Raw genomic sequence first — 15,501 nt, forward strand, 5'->3', positions numbered from 1 at the left:
TCTTTGACTTGAACTGAATACTTGATGATAATAGAAATAGATTTAGTTAAACTATTAATAATACTTTAAATAGATATGTTGGTGAATCAGAAGGGAGATTTCACAACTTGGAACACACTTCAATAGAGCTAAAAAATGTCATGCATTGGAAAACTGAAATGGTACGATTTATGATGGCCTATAAGTTCGCAGTAGAAGAGGTAAGTACAAAGATTAGTATATTACAACAAGAATTTCAACAAATTCATGATTACAACCCAATTGAACATGTGAAATCACGTGTCAAATCACCTGAAAGTATCTTCAAAAAAGTTCAAAAAAAAGATTTACCTTTAAACCTTCCGGTAATCCGAGAGAAGATCCGTGACATTGCCGGAATTCGGATAAATTGTTCATTTGTAACAGATATATACAGAGTTGCTGATATGCTGACTGAACAGAAAGATATTACATTAATTGAAAAAAAGGATTATATAAAGAATCCGAAGCCAAATGGCTACAAAAGTCTTCACCTTATCGTACAGATACCCATTTTTATGTCAGACCGGGTAGAAAACGTTTATGCTGAAATCCAAATTAGAACGATCGCAATGGACTTCTGGGCAAGCTTAGAGCACAAAATCTACTATAAGTATAATAAATCGATCCCAAAAGAATTGCGAGATGATTTAACAGATGCTGCTGAAACTGCAAATGAATTAGATGAACGAATGGAGAGAATCCACAAGGAAGTAAATCAACTCAAAGAAGCCGATCACCTTCATGGTAATGAGGAAAAACCAGTTATCTTTCCTCCCGAATTTTTATCATTGTTAGCTGAAAATGAGGATAAATCATAATACGATTTTAGAGACTGGGACAAAAGTGTTTTATAATTAGTAAAAACCAAACGATTAATCGAATAGTGTTCGATATCGTTTGGTTTTTTCATTCATGCATAAGAGGTGAATAATGTGTATGAACTGATTTTTTATCAAGTGGTAATATTGACATGTCTTTACTGCTAAAAAACCACTCCGGCTGCCCACTTCAACTCCTACGGGATGATTGAATCTGCATATTTTATCATTCTTTGACTTCGGTTGGTGTTGCCTCTTTTACGATAATAATGCCATCATATGCTTCGTTTGGAGTCATTTTAATCGTATAGAACATACTAGCAAATTTATACCAAAAGTTAAATTGGTCGCCAATATTAGCCATTCGTTGCTCAGTTGATAATATGGTCTGTAATTCTTCTGACTGACTTGCTTGTTCAAAATCGACAAAGAACATATTCTGATTTACTTCGCTAAATGCATCTACTAATTCATTGTGATTAGTAACTTTAAATACTTCACGTTCCTTTGCATTCCCTTTTTTTGACTGAAATTCGCTGGTGATAAAGTCTGTTCCAATTGCGTAATATTGTGAACCATACTGTTTGTCCAGATAGCTTCCCATCGACCGGTAGCCAGCTGATGAAGCAGATGTTTTCTCTATATGACCATTATGTCCAGATATAAGCACTTTATCATGTCCTCGAGCATCTTCAAAATTGACAATCCATTCAAGGTTTTCTGCTAGATACTGATCACGAAGGTCAAGATATTGGTCTTCGTTTAAAAAGAGTTCCGTTCGTTGCTTTATCACTTGTGCATATTGTAAAGCAAATGCATACTCTTCATCAGAGGATAAGTTGACATATTGTGTCTCATTCTTTTGTAAATTCACTATAATTTGGTCGATATGTTCGCTTATCTCTATCAGTTCTTGCTCTGATAATTCACGCATCTTATCATTAGACGCTTGTTCCAGTAGCTTTCTATATTTCTCTCCCAGCCCCGCATCTACTATCTCATAATAATCTAGCAAGCCTTCCTTACTATAATCATACCTCTGCATATCATTTCCGTAGAAAAATATCTTCTCATCTTCACTCGCGGATGCATTATAGTCATGCATCCATTGAACAAATTCAACCATCTGATCTGTTTTATAAATATCATAATCAAGTGCATGGACTGCTTCTTTGGCGGTGCCACTACTTTCTAATATGAATTGATTAATTTGCTGGCCACCACCAAAATCCGCTTCAAGTACAAAGATACGAACATTATTATTTTGCATCAACGCTTCCAATACATCTTGCTTCATTTCTTGAAATTCAACATTACCATGTGTTGCCTCGCCTAACCCGATTATTTGCACATCATCTGGTACTTCTATATGTTTCACAGACTCAATGTATTGTGATGCTTGTTCTAATGGCTCACCCTTACTGCAAGCTGATAAGAAAATGAGAATAAAAGCAAGCAGTAGATATTTTTTATTACATAATCGCATTATTTAACCTCACTTAATTATTAAATTGGTTTTCTCTGAAAATAAATGTAGCCACACAGAAAAAAGACAAGAAAACTTCCGCCCACTACTGTTAATAATTGATCCCACGGAATGAAGAAGACATCGTCTGTACTTCCACCAACATACATCATTGAAAATGGTTGTGCCCATGGGTAATACGGTCCGAAACGCTCTGAATTCACCACTAATATAGTCGGTAATGTAAAAATAACATTCACAGCAAAAGGAGCGGCAAAACTTCTAAATAAGATGGATAGCCATAACTGTAAAGCTACTAACGGCATTGTCGCTACCCAGCCGCCTATGATACTCTTCCACACGATTGTAAATGGAAATGGATCTGTATAACCTTCAATCATCCCAGCTATATAAATCGCCCCTAAGTAGAGTAGTTGAATAAATAAGATTAATAGAAGAAGCAGTACATATTTTGTGAGAAACACTTTCCCTCTCGTTACCGGTAAGGCTAATAATTGTTTCCAACCACCCTCTTGGTGCTCATATCGACATATAACACTTGCTAATACTCCTGTTATCAAAGGCAAAAACAATATAGCATAAGTGAAATTCATTAAAAATAAGGGGGTGTACCACTGATTCATTTGCTCGCCAACATCTATATTCCCTGTTAATCCACTAAACAGGCCAACGAGTGGTCCAACAAAAAGAATAGCAATAATTTTTGATTTACGTAGCTTAAACCATTCTGATTGTAAAATTGCTAACATATTATTTGACATCCCTTCTGGTAAAATCAAACATTCCAACAATATATAGCAAACTCCCAAAACTTAGTCCTAACCATACATTGATTATCGGTGCATCCCATTCGTTCATTAATGATGGCCATTTCCAAATCATCCAATCTGGTAAAACGAAAGCGGAATAGGCAAATATAACACCTAACACTCCAAGAGTAATGGGAATTCCCTGATTTTTACTTACTGTAGCAACCCATAACTGTAAAGCTAGAACTGGTAATGCTGCAAGCAATGGATAGAAGCTATATTTAAGTACTTCTAGCATTGGAATTTCTTGATCAAAGTTTAGAAACATTCCATATGCAAGTGTAAATATCATCAGTAAACAAGATGATAGCAAGAACATAATAGAAAGAACGGTAAATTTAGACAGATATACAGACATTTTTGAAATTGGCAATGCTACTAACTGTTTCCATGCATTTGTTTCATTTTCAATACTTGCCATGAATGAAGTTAGTATCGCGATTCCTAAAACAATAGCAAGTGGCGTAAAAGTACTAATATTCTTCAGGTAATATCCCCAATAATCGTTACTTTGTTGTAATAAATAATCTTTTCTGACACCATAGTTAACCATTTGTAATGAAACCACACCAACCGGTCCTAAAATCGTTAAGAACCACATACCTTTTCGCTTCATTTTCAATAGATCTACTTGTAGCAACTGCATCATCCAGCAAGCTCCTCCTTCGTCATTTGTAGGAAGATATCTTCTAAGGACTTTTTGTCATCTTCAACACGATATATGGAAATATCCTCTTGAACGAGTAATCGAATAGCGTCAGCTACATTTTGATCGGTACGGTCTGATAAAAGAATATTTCCTTCCTCTAACTCTGCCTTTATTCCATTAGCAAGTAAGACGCGCCATGCCTGTTCATGTTGGCTTACTCGCAATTTAATATGTTGCTGTGCAAACATACGCATTTCTTCAATAGAATCTTGAAAAATCATTTTCCCTTTTGTAATAATTCCCACGGTTGTGGCAATTTGATCGATTTCTGATAGTAGATGACTGGAAATTAATATAGTCATGCCATATTCCTCTGGTAAACTTCTAATTAATTCACGGATTTCGATAATACCGGAAGGATCTAATCCATTCGTTGGTTCATCTAAAATTAACAGTTCTGGTTTGTTTAAAAGAGCTGCAGCAATTCCTAATCGTTGCTTCATCCCTAATGAAAAGCCTTTTACTTTCTTATTTGCCGAATCTTGCAAACGGACAATTTTTAACACTTCTTCTATCCTAGTTTTAGGAACTCCAACTATTTTTCTAATAGCTTCCAGGTTTTCTTTTGCAGTCAAATGCGGATAATAGGAAGGATTCTCTACTAATGATCCTACTTTTTTTAGGATGTTGATTCGTTCCCTCTTCAAGTCTTTTCCGAATATTTCTACTTTACCTGAAGTAGGCTTCATCAACCCAAGTAGCATTCGAATAGTTGTTGATTTACCCGCTCCGTTCGATCCTAGAAAACCATATATTTCTCCTTTAGGAATTTGAATATCAACGCCATTTACCGCAAGCTCTTTACCAAAGTTTTTGGAAAGATTAGTTGTTTGAACAATATATTCCATTCTGATCACCTCACAAACTAGCTTAACTAATGAAGGTTAAAGGAAGGTATAGTGGAAGTTTAAATTTTGTTTAAAAATCTATGGTGTGAGGTGTATAGTAAGTATCGTGGAGTTTTTTGCAAAGTGGGGTACTTTCCTTCTCATTAAAATAAGGTGATCTCCGCTAGGATGGAGATCACCTTATAACACTTACCTGTTTTTCTTAATTCTAATTGTCGTTCCGTTGTTACTAGATTGAATTTCCCAATCTAACTGTATTCCTTTGACCATCATATCGACGATCGATAAACCAATACCTGCACCTGCTGTATTAGATGTTTCTTTCATTCCGTTACCTTGATCTTGTATCACGATCGCATCATAGCTCTCGGTCGATTCCGTTCGCAACTCAACATAACGACCTTGATGTGCATGACGTAATACATTTTGTAATAGATTATCCAGTATACGTCCTAGCCAAATTGGATCAACATGCCACATTTTATCATGCAAAGGGGCTAGCTCAACATTTATTTCAAATCCCTCTTTTTCAAATACTGGATACCAGGTAGCGATACTCTCTCGGACAAAACGAACGATATCCACTTCTTGTAAATCTAATTTGTATTTACTCGCCATTAGCAACGTGTAAGACATCAGATTCTCCACCAATTTATCGATATCTTCAACGGATGATTCCAAGGCATATATTGCTTGTTTGGCTTCATCTGACACCTCCTCCTTCGCAATTTTAAATGTCTGTGCATTCATTTTTGTAAGTGGGGTTCGCAGATCATGTGATAAATTAGCAATTAATTCTCTTCTTAATTGTTCCTCCTCTTGTTCACGCTTCTTACTTTCTCTTAATTCGAACACCATTTGGTTAAAAGTCTTTTCTAATTGCCCAATTTCATCCTGTTTTTTCACATGGACTTGAATTGGTAATTCATCAACATCCCTGATTTCCATTGCTTCTTGTAACTGTAATAAGCGTTTGCGAATCCCGCGGAAAAATAGAAAAGAAACAAAGATAAAAAATAGTACAAGAAAAAGGGTGCCAAAAAATAACCAACTAGAATATTGATCAAATGCGGTTTGAAAAGGTGGTTGAAAAACTTCCCTGTTAATTTCAAATACAACAAAGCCATTCGTATCTTTTTCCCCTACAAAAGCAATCACGGTAAACGGATTTTCGCCATATCTTTCTTTAATAAATTTTGCTGTAAAAGCGGATGTCCATTCAGTGGGAAGATTATCTCTTTCTTCCGTCGTTTTACGCAGTGTTCCACTCTGGTCGACCCAGAACATTGAAGCATCAGGATACTGATCTTTCCATTTTGCAAAATGTTCTGAAATGTCTCCTTCTGTTTTTAGCATATTAGCATCTTTGTGCCAATTTTCTTCTATTTGTTCATAATCCATTTCATCTGACGTATAGGCACTTTCGATATTATCTGCCACTTCTGTTATTAGTATAACAATAAACATATAAGCAATTTGAACAATGGAAAGTGCTAGCACAATAATAAGCATATATTTGGCCAATAACGACCGAAAGAACTTTTTCATGTTCTCACCCGATATCCAATACCTCGAATAGTTTCGATAATCGTCGGTTTTGCAGGATTTATTTCAATCTTCTCGCGCAAATGCCGAATATGAACCATCAATGTTTTATCCCCTTCCATATAGGGCTCTCCCCAAACTCCTTCATAGAGTTGTTCTTTTGTTAAAATTTGATTAACATGGCGGAGAAAATATTGAAATAAGTAATATTGTTTTCCAGTTAATTGAATTTCTTCATTTGTATGCTTATGAATAAGTCTTATCTCTTTTGGATAAATCTCTAAATGTTGAATATGTAATACTTCGTCATTTTTTTGAAACCTTCGAAGCATTACCTCTATTCGGGCTACTAACTCTTCTGGATGGAATGGTTTCGTTATATAATCGTCAGCAAAGCTCAGTCCTTCCAGCTTATCCTCAACCGCTGTTCTAGCAGAGAGCATAATAACAGGTAAATCTGCACTCTCCCGCTTTATACGCTTTCCAATGGAGAATCCATCTAAACCCGGTAACATAATATCTAGTATTGCAATATCCACCATCGATACATATTGATTCAATTTATCACCAGAAGTAAGCCATATTACTTCATATCCTTTTTCTTGTAAAACCTCTGAAACCCAGCTGCCTATTTCTGACTCGTCTTCTATGTACAGGACCCGATACATGATTCTCCTCCTCTACCTGAGAAAATAGCTTCATATATTTTAACATATTTTAGAAATAGATAAATAAGAAAAGCCAGAGCGCCCGTTTAGAAACGTAGCGACTTCAGAATCAACTGAGATAAAGGAATCACTGTGAGCTTAACAATTGAGATTAGATAGATAAAGTGAGGCTAGTGATCAGTGGGGGTATAACAGATGTTTAACGCCGTGATAAAGCTATTGAAAGTAATAGATTTGTTCATCCTTATTGGATTTGGCGATTATCTTAGTTTATTCTACAAATCTTTGCTCCCACTTGATGGATTTGTCGTTTATCTTGGTTTATTCTACAAATCTTTACTCTTCCTTGTTGGATTTGTCGTTTATCTTGGTTTATTCTACAAATCTTTGCTCTTCCTTGTTGGATTTGTCGTTTATCTTGGTTTATTCTACAAATCTTTGTTCTTCCTTGTTGGATTTGTCGTTTATCCTGGTTTATTCTACAAATCTTTGCTCTTCCTTGTTGGATTTGTCGTTTATCTTGGTTTATTCTACAAATCTTTGCTCTTCCTTGATGGTTTTGTCGTTTATCTCTTAGTTTATTCTACAAATCTTTGCTCACTCTTGATAAATTTATCGGTCACCTTCATTTTTACATAGAAGCTAAGTCTCCTGATTTCTGGGCATTCGGAGCTAGACACCTGTTCCCTTTATACTATCTTGTCCTATTAAAAAAACGCCATTTCAATGAAATGACGCTCATGTGAAACCTAGTCTAATTCCCAATGTGGATTCCAAACTACTTCCCACAGATGGCCATCCGGGTCTTGGAAATGTCCTGAATAGCCACCCCAAAAAGTATCATGTGCTGGGTCTGAAATGACTGCACCTGCTTGTTTGGCCTGTTCCATAACCAAATCTACTTCTTCCTTACTACCTACGTTGTGTCCAATTGTACATTCAGTAGGGTTCGGTGAAGTTTGACGAACGTTCGCCTCATGAGCAATATCTTGTCGACCCCATAGTGCCAACTTCACATTCTGTAAATCAAAAAACGCAACAGCACCATGTTCAAACTCTTCACCAACAATTCCTTCTGTTGGTAGACCTAGACCTTCTTGATAAAATCTCACAGATCTTTGTAAATCTTGTACTCCTAATGTAATTACAGTAATTCTCGGTTTCATGATTTAATTATTCCTCCTTTATCTCAACTGATTTACTAGTTTTATCTATATAGGACCTTACTATTTTTTCCTCTTCGAACGCATACCTTTTAATAGAGTGATATTATTTGCTTGGAGAAATTTATTGTATGTTTCACTACTAACGTCATATAAGGCAATTTTTCCTTTATCATCATAGTGAATTCCCCAACCAAATTTCTTAACCAACGGAGAAGCTCTGAAACATGCTTTGGGTTTTTGAAAAAATTGCTCTCTTAATTCTTCTAAGTTATTAGATTCTATTTCGTTTTTAATCAAATAAGTTTTAAATTGCACATCTTCTTGTGTATATTTGTAAGGATTTTTACTGATTAAGTCATACTCAATTGAAGCAATAGTAGGTTTGTGATTTCTTGGCTGAGGCACAATAGCTGAGGTTACTGTCGAATCTTCTGAAATCGAAATGAAAGTGTTTTTGTAAACCATCCATTTCTCCTTTCCTAATGCATTTTCCTAATAATAGCAGACTATTAGATATACTGCATTCAAAATCACTTTGTTATTTAGGTCCAGTTCCTTCCTTTGAATGCTATCTTATATATATCCTACTATTAAAACTTTAATTTCTTAAATATCATATATAGTTTTGATGGTTAAATTAATTTGAAAATTTTGGTATTATCAAACCACAACAAGAAACCGCTTACAAAAATCCAAAGGAGGAGGTGTACTAAAGTAAGACGCAGAATGTTATAGGTTGTACAGCATCATTGTAGGGACTAGTAACAATTTAACCAAAAAAGGAGGAATTACAAATGAAACAAAAAAGTATGAGGTTATTTTTTGCAGTGTTATGCTGTTTTGCGCTCACATTTCCAGTAGTAACTGTAAATGCTGCGATCACCAACAATGAAACTGGCACCCATGACGGCTACGACTATGAATTTTGGAAGGACAGCGGTGGATCTGGAAGTATGACACTCAATAGTGGTGGTACGTTCAGTGCTGAATGGAATAATATCAATAATATATTATTCCGTAAAGGTAAGAAATTCGATCAGACACAGACACACCAACAGATTGGTAACATTTCCATAAATTATGGGGCAAACTATCAGCCCAACGGTAATTCGTATTTAACGGTCTATGGATGGACGGTAGACCCGCTTGTAGAATATTATATTGTCGATAGCTGGGGCAGCTGGCGTCCACCAGGTGGAACAGCAAAAGGCACCATCACTGTTGATGGTGGTACCTATGACATTTATGAAACTACTCGAACCAATCAACCATCTATAATAGGTACAGCAACGTTTCAACAGTATTGGAGTGTCCGGAGATCAAAACGCACGAGCGGAACGATATCTGTTAGCGAACACTTTAAAGCATGGGAAAACCTAGGGATGGAAATGGGTAAAATGCATGAAGTCGCACTTACGGTAGAAGGCTATCAAAGTAGTGGAAGTGCTGATGTGTATAGTAATACACTAACTATCGGAGGAAGCTCTGGCGGTGATGATGGCGATGGAAGCACTACGAGAGTAGAGGCTGAAAATATGACCAAAAGTGGTCAATATACCGGAAATATTAGCTCACCGTTCGATGGAGTTGCTTTATACGCCAACAATGATTCGGTCAAATACACACAATATTTTGCAAACGATACACATAGTTTTTCACTTCGTGGCGCATCTAATAACTCCAACATGGCCAGAGTAGATCTAAAAATCGGTGGACAGACGAAAGGTACCTTCTATTTCGGTGGGAGCTATCCTGCAGTCTATACGATAGACAACGTCAGCCATGGAACCGGAAATCAAGAGGTTGAGCTCGTTGTAACATCCGATAACGGAGAATGGGATGCTCTCATTGATTATTTAGAGATCCATTAAAAACTGTTAAGCGGCTCATTTGTATTATGGTCATTTCTTCATTCAAAATCCCAGTGGGAGCTTTTCCACTGGGATTCTTGTGATTAACAGATTAAATTTGAAGAAAGCAAAAGAGCAACCCAACAAGACCATAGATATCCATTCCAGTATTAAATTCTATTAATCCTTATCAATATCCCCGCTTGCTTCATCAGGTAGATACTCAATTATATCTCCTGGCTGACAATCCAAGGCTTTACATATTGCTTCCAACGTTGAAAATCGAATCGCTTTTGCTTTTCCATTTTTCAAAATAGAAAGGTTCGCCATTGTGATACCTACTTTTTCCGATAGCTCCGTCACGCTCATTTTCCGCTTTGCTAACATCACATCAATATTGATTATAATAGCCATATTTTCACCTCACACCGTTAGGTCATTTTCAGATTTGATATCAATTGCATTTTTTAAAAGTTTTTGAAGTACAGAAGCAAAGACTGCAATAACAAAGGATGCAAAAATGCAGACCATTCCAATCAAGATAACACCTGGCGCATCGTCCTTCTCTCCAAAAATAAAAATGAACGGCATGAACACCGTATAAATAATGCTGATGGTAAATGCACAGTGCTTGATATTTTTTAAAGCATTAACCGATAATTCAGAGAAAGCTGTGTTTTTATCAATATAGCTTAAAAGTTTTAGTGCTTGATATAGTGCCATAAAAAACGGGATTGCCGATACATACATACCGGTTAAAATAGAATAGATCACCACCTTAGCAAACGTAGGACCGTCCGCTACATCTATAGCGACCATTGGTAACACCACAACACACAAAGCAAGCACTGCCAATCCAATCATCACAACAACAATTTTTAAAAACGTAGTAGAACCTTTCTTCATATAAAACACCTCTCCTTTAAATTGGTATTTGTTTTTTGATTTTAATTTCCACCTTACAGTGAGATCATTTTCAATCCATTTATAGAACATAAAAATGTCATTGCAGAGTCATTATTGATTTTAATTAAACTTTTATCGTTTGTCAATAAATATTTGTTGTTAGGTTTTTTAAAGAAAATAAATTTAAAATAAAAAAGGCACAATATTATTCCATTGCACCTGTTTTAGAAATTTATATTCTTTTTATTATTTATTAGTGTCATTTTAAAGTCTTACTAATCTTCCGTAACGACTGTAAAATAGCTCTAAGTTTAGTTCCGATGGCTGCACTAAATGGCATGACATTTCCAAAAGGGGATAATCTCTCCACCTGATACCTTAATTCCAAATCATTGAAAGTAAACGAGATTAGAGACATTATAAGAACTTTCCATTGTAATCATCTTAATGGCCATGATAAAGATTGATTTCTTAGTTAATCAGATTCACTACATCTCTTTGAGACTTCGTTCAGCCGGTTGTAATATTCATCTATCCTATATTCCATTAGATTTCTCAATGCATTCTGTCGCATGAGAAAAGGGACAAACATGAATGTTTGCCCTTTTTCTGTCTTTTTTAAGCTTTTCTTCTTTTCAACACGAATAGAATTGCACCTAATATAAGTAGCACGCCACCAAACAGTAACCAATTAAATATACCAGTTGCTGTATCAGGGAGCTCTTTGTCTTTATCATTTGGTGTTTCACCGTCTTCTGGTGTTTCACCGTCTCCTGGTGTTTCACCGTCTCCTGGTGTTTCACCGTCTCCTGGTGTTTCACCGTCTCCTGGTGTTTCACCGTCTCCTGGTGTTTCACCGTCTCCTGGTGTTTCACCGTCTCCTGGTGTTTTACCGTCTCCTGGTGTTTCACCGTCTCCTGGTGTTTCACCGCCTCCTGCTGGTGGGTTTTGACGTAAAACGTCTAACTCCACACTAGTAGGATCTTGATCACCTGTTGTTAAATAGACTTTGTCAATTACAGTTCCATCTTCCCTTGGCCAGAAATTCAAATCATGTAAGCCAGCAGTATCGATAGTTAGACCTCCCAAATTCATCCAAGTCATTTCATTGGAGACTGTAAGAGCTGTATTCGAAAATTGATACTGATCATCATATCCTACATGAATAGAATCACTTGTACGGCTAGTTGCCTTACCTAAAATCCAAACATTATAGCTTCCCGTATTACTGAAATCAATCTTATAGGCAAGTTTTGGACTAGTTTCATTTAGGACTTCTACGTCTACCCATGCGCCACCACTATCAGGTGTGATCTTCATAGCATCATAGGATTGACCTATTACTTTTGACCAAGTATGACTTGGGGTTGCAGTTACACTGGCATTTTCTGTACCTTCAAGGGCTATTTCAGCCTCAATCATAACTTGCTCATCTTTTTCAATAAAAGCGCCACTTCCCCAATCTGGTCTTTTTGGTTCCATATTCCCTTCAGGGAACAGATCAAATTCTGAGTGATTTTCATCTGGTTGGAGATTTAGATCACTTTCAGTTGTTACAGTTTGACCTTTATAATAGCTCTCTTCAGGTCCAAAATAGGAATACGGAAGTGGTTCTTTGGACAATACAAGCTTTTGTAATACCAAGCCCGCATCTAATCCATAGAAACGTAAGGTATGTGTTCCTTTTGTCAATGTATGCGTCGTAGTCGATTCTTGTATATTGTTCATTACAGCGTTATTCCACGCATTATTACTATTATCTCCTGCAATAAAATCAGCTGGCAATGCATCTCCTATAACTGGTGTACCTTCGTCAAAGGATACCCCATACTTTAATCTACTATCAACAGCTAGATTATTAGTCGGTGCTATATAAGATGTTAAAGTATATTCACCGTCTTCCTCAACTTTCACCTTGTATTCTAAGTACGGTGCCTCTTCTACATCCGTAAAGGATACCGTTGTAGGAAACATTTTTACAGAAGACAAAGTACGTCCATAATTTTCAATCGTTTCCCATGTTACTCCAGATTTTGAAGTACGGCTTGATGTATGTTCTGCTTCAATAGAGACTACATCGTGTGTCTCAACAAATGTCATATCCTCTAGTTCACTAGTATCTTTCACTTCAGCTGAAACATTCACTTCTACCGTTTCACCTGCTCCAGAAATAGTGATAACACCATCTGATGCTTCTGATACTTCATCCCAATTAACAGATACATAAATGGTCTTTCCAACTTGGACAGTTCCTTTCTTTTCATCTAATTGGATCCAGTCAGCATTTGTGTCTATGTTGTAATCAAACTCTTGCTTGCCACCATTACTAATAGTAATTGCATATGTTTCTTTTCCTATATTTGTAAACGCAGGTAGTTCTGCTGTACCTGAAATATACCCTCTATTTGTTCCCTCTACATCTACAATCATAGAAGAACCCTCTTTAGGAGTTATATAGCTTACTTCTGGGTATGTCCACCCTTCTGAATTCCATGCAGTATATCCGATGTGTGGCGAACTCATCATTCCTTGCCATTTCCCATCAGACATGGAGTTATTATAATAAGATTGCATTTGTTCATCTGCCTCAATAGCTTTCTTTGTCAGTTCTGCATAATAATTCGCAAGAACGCTCTGGTTGTAGAAGCCAAAGTACTTATTATTTAACCCTGCAAAGATTTGCATCTTCTTCACATTTGCTGATGCAACCGCTGGATAATACACTAGCTGGTAGTAAGCATCTTTGTAAGATTCTGGCATTAAATCATAATATTTTTTTGCATTATTTTCTAAGGCAAGTGCTTCAGCCAATACTCTATTTGCTTCATTATAATTTGAGTTACTGTATGTGGACGCATACGTAATTTCAGGTTTGCGATCTCCGTTCATTTTTGTATAGTCTGATAATACATCCGCAATCCCATCAATCGTTTCCTCATCTGCAACATGTCCAAATTGTTGTTCAACCCACTGCTTGGTATATTCAACTGTTTTGTTTTTTCCATTCGTACCCCATTTTTCAAAGTCATACGCTAAGTCCATAAAATACGAAATTGGTAATTCCATCGGCTTTAAATCACCAACATTAACAACCCATACATCTTTCACACCATAATCATATGCCATAGACATTTGTTCCCAGACTTTTTCAATTGGAACTGTATTCACCCACTCATAAGATCGAGGTCCCCCATGATAATCGAAGTGGTAGTACATACCCCAACCAGCTTCTCGATCTCTGTTTTCTTGTGGCGGAAGTGTGCGAACGTTTCCAAAATTATCTTCAGTTAACATGATAGTTACATCATCAAGCACATCCCAATGTTTTAACCCCTCTACTGTATCAGAACCATGCCAATACTCTTCTACCTCTTTATATAAAGTCAGTACCTGCGGTTCATCCTGTATACCATATTTTTCTAATAGACCTTTTTGAGTTGTAATAACATCCTTTAATAAATTGATGTTAGGTTCCATGCCCCCCTCAAGCGCAGAGTCAGCCTCTCCTCGCATACCTAGAGTAGTCAAATTCTCAAAGTCTTTATTTCGCTTTACGCCGTCTTCCCAGAATTTAGTGATCGCCTCTCCATTTTCCGTAAAATCCCATGCGTTACTATCTCCATAATTTTGGTACACATCCTGCCATTCTACCCCCGCCCGATACAGTGGCTCATGGTGAGAAGTACCCATAACAATTCCATATTCGTCAGCTAGTTTAGCATTGGCAATTGGTTCACTTTCACCATCTTCACTAAATGTTGCACTCCACATAGCCGGCCATAAATAGTTACCTTTCAATCTCAAGATTAGTTGATATACAGTTTCATAGAAATTTTCATTAAAGCCGCCATATTCTTTTGTTACCCATGACCCTAAGGATGGCCACTCATCATTCAAAAAAATACCTCTGTATTTTACTGATGGCTCCTTAGAGGTGAAGTTTAACTCATTTTCTTCAATTACTAATTCGGATTTAGTTTCTGGTTTTACATCTCCCCAGAAAACCCAAGGGCTTACACCAATTAGTTCAGAGATGTGATAAATACCAAAGATTGTTCCTCTCTTATCACTCCCCACTACAACAATACCCTTTTCTACTCCTTCAACCGGGTTTTCCACAACCTGGATTTTGAATGATTCCCATTTACCTTCAATGCCCGATACATCTATCTTACCTTCCGCAATAAGAGAATCAATTAAACTATTATTTCCAATAGATCCAGCGATAACTGCTGTTCCATTTAATTGTTCTACATCCGTTGCAACTGTGGGTGTTACCCCTGTAACCAAGTTAACGTCGTTAGCAAATGATTGCGCAACGCGACTGAGACCATCATAATCCTCTCCATTTTGATCTACATATACCGTAGCGGCTTTTCCATCTTTTACAATTGCTACACCGCTGTTAGTCGCTGCATTAACATGTTCTAAATTGGTACTCCCCAAGATCATAGATGAAATTAAGGAGAATATTAGAACCAAACTAACCATTTTTTTCATTTGTAGTCCCCTCCTATATTTGTTTACTTTACTTCTATTGAGTCAATTTTAGCTATAAATTAGGACAAACTCTGTACTATATGGAATTACTATGTAAGGCTTTTCCACCATTATTTTGCAATACATAGATTCATCCACGTTATTACAATAAAATTTAAATGGATTAAGGCTACAT

The 15,501-nt window shown here is 36.5% G+C and carries 14 protein-coding genes; 3 read left to right on the forward strand and 11 right to left on the reverse strand.

Annotated features, from left to right (window positions below; genetic code table 11):
- Positions 1 to 140 precede the first annotated feature (140 nt).
- Positions 141 to 839: a GTP pyrophosphokinase gene (locus ACTWP4_RS09795; protein ID WP_443128613.1), complete on the forward strand. Its 699-nt coding sequence runs from the start codon at positions 141 to 143 to the stop codon at positions 837 to 839.
- A gap of 226 nt (positions 840 to 1,065) precedes the next feature.
- On the opposite strand, the gene ACTWP4_RS09800 is transcribed toward ACTWP4_RS09795, so the two are convergent.
- The 6 genes from ACTWP4_RS09800 to ACTWP4_RS09825 all read right to left on the reverse strand — a co-directional run bounded on the left by ACTWP4_RS09800 (position 1,066) and on the right by ACTWP4_RS09825 (position 6,904).
- Positions 1,066 to 2,325 carry an erythromycin esterase family protein gene (locus ACTWP4_RS09800; protein ID WP_443128584.1) on the reverse strand — a complete coding sequence of 420 codons (1,260 nt, stop codon included), beginning with the start codon at positions 2,323 to 2,325 and terminating at the stop codon, positions 1,066 to 1,068.
- 20 nt (positions 2,326 to 2,345) lie between these two features.
- Positions 2,346 to 3,074, reverse strand: a complete 729-nt coding sequence (locus ACTWP4_RS09805; RefSeq protein ID WP_443128585.1) for an ABC transporter permease — start codon at positions 3,072 to 3,074, stop codon at positions 2,346 to 2,348.
- 1 nt (position 3,075) lies between these two features.
- Positions 3,076 to 3,783 carry an ABC transporter permease gene (locus ACTWP4_RS09810; protein ID WP_443128586.1) on the reverse strand — a complete coding sequence of 236 codons (708 nt, stop codon included), beginning with the start codon at positions 3,781 to 3,783 and terminating at the stop codon, positions 3,076 to 3,078.
- Positions 3,780 to 4,691: an ABC transporter ATP-binding protein gene (locus ACTWP4_RS09815; protein ID WP_443128587.1), complete on the reverse strand. Its 912-nt coding sequence runs from the start codon at positions 4,689 to 4,691 to the stop codon at positions 3,780 to 3,782. Before ACTWP4_RS09815 ends, ACTWP4_RS09810 begins: the two co-directional genes overlap by 4 nt.
- A gap of 189 nt (positions 4,692 to 4,880) precedes the next feature.
- Positions 4,881 to 6,239 carry a sensor histidine kinase gene (locus tag ACTWP4_RS09820; RefSeq protein WP_443128588.1) on the reverse strand — a complete coding sequence of 453 codons (1,359 nt, stop codon included), beginning with the start codon at positions 6,237 to 6,239 and terminating at the stop codon, positions 4,881 to 4,883.
- The gene (locus tag ACTWP4_RS09825) at positions 6,236 to 6,904 is read right to left on the reverse strand and encodes a response regulator transcription factor (RefSeq protein ID WP_443128589.1); all 669 of its coding nucleotides are present in this window, start codon (positions 6,902 to 6,904) and stop codon (positions 6,236 to 6,238) included. The genes ACTWP4_RS09820 and ACTWP4_RS09825 overlap by 4 nt, the downstream gene beginning before the upstream one ends.
- 195 nt (positions 6,905 to 7,099) lie before the next feature.
- Between ACTWP4_RS09825 and ACTWP4_RS09830 the strand changes: the two genes are divergently transcribed.
- Positions 7,100 to 7,543, forward strand: coding sequence for a hypothetical protein (locus tag ACTWP4_RS09830; protein WP_443128590.1), 444 nt, complete (start codon positions 7,100 to 7,102; stop codon positions 7,541 to 7,543).
- A 110-nt stretch (positions 7,544 to 7,653) separates the two neighbouring features.
- Here the strand turns inward: ACTWP4_RS09830 and ACTWP4_RS09835 are convergent, their stop codons facing one another.
- Both ACTWP4_RS09835 and ACTWP4_RS09840 read right to left on the reverse strand, forming a co-directional pair.
- Complete coding sequence (locus ACTWP4_RS09835; RefSeq protein WP_443128591.1) at positions 7,654 to 8,070, reverse strand: VOC family protein; 417 nt, start codon at positions 8,068 to 8,070, stop codon at positions 7,654 to 7,656.
- A gap of 60 nt (positions 8,071 to 8,130) precedes the next feature.
- Positions 8,131 to 8,535, reverse strand: a complete 405-nt coding sequence (locus ACTWP4_RS09840; protein ID WP_443128592.1) for a DUF6157 family protein — start codon at positions 8,533 to 8,535, stop codon at positions 8,131 to 8,133.
- Positions 8,536 to 8,864: 329 nt separating this feature from the next.
- Here ACTWP4_RS09840 and ACTWP4_RS09845 point away from each other — a divergent pair, with 329 nt between their 5' ends.
- On the forward strand, positions 8,865 to 9,941 hold the full coding sequence (locus ACTWP4_RS09845) for a glycoside hydrolase family 11 protein (protein ID WP_443128593.1): 1,077 nt from the start codon (positions 8,865 to 8,867) through the stop codon (positions 9,939 to 9,941).
- Positions 9,942 to 10,100: 159 nt separating this feature from the next.
- Here the strand turns inward: ACTWP4_RS09845 and ACTWP4_RS09850 are convergent, their stop codons facing one another.
- The 3 genes from ACTWP4_RS09850 to ACTWP4_RS09860 form a co-directional block, all read right to left on the reverse strand.
- Positions 10,101 to 10,334, reverse strand: coding sequence for a helix-turn-helix domain-containing protein (locus tag ACTWP4_RS09850; RefSeq protein ID WP_443128594.1), 234 nt, complete (start codon positions 10,332 to 10,334; stop codon positions 10,101 to 10,103).
- Positions 10,335 to 10,343: 9 nt separating this feature from the next.
- Positions 10,344 to 10,826 (reverse strand): DUF2975 domain-containing protein, encoded by a 483-nt coding sequence (locus ACTWP4_RS09855; protein ID WP_443128595.1) that lies wholly within the window; start codon positions 10,824 to 10,826, stop codon positions 10,344 to 10,346.
- A 618-nt stretch (positions 10,827 to 11,444) separates the two neighbouring features.
- Complete coding sequence (locus ACTWP4_RS09860; protein WP_443128596.1) at positions 11,445 to 15,326, reverse strand: glycosyl hydrolase 115 family protein; 3,882 nt, start codon at positions 15,324 to 15,326, stop codon at positions 11,445 to 11,447.
- Positions 15,327 to 15,501: the final 175 nt, after the last annotated feature.

This window comes from Gracilibacillus sp. D59 (assembly GCF_052246695.1).
Classification (GTDB): Bacteria; Bacillota; Bacilli; order Bacillales; family Amphibacillaceae; genus Gracilibacillus.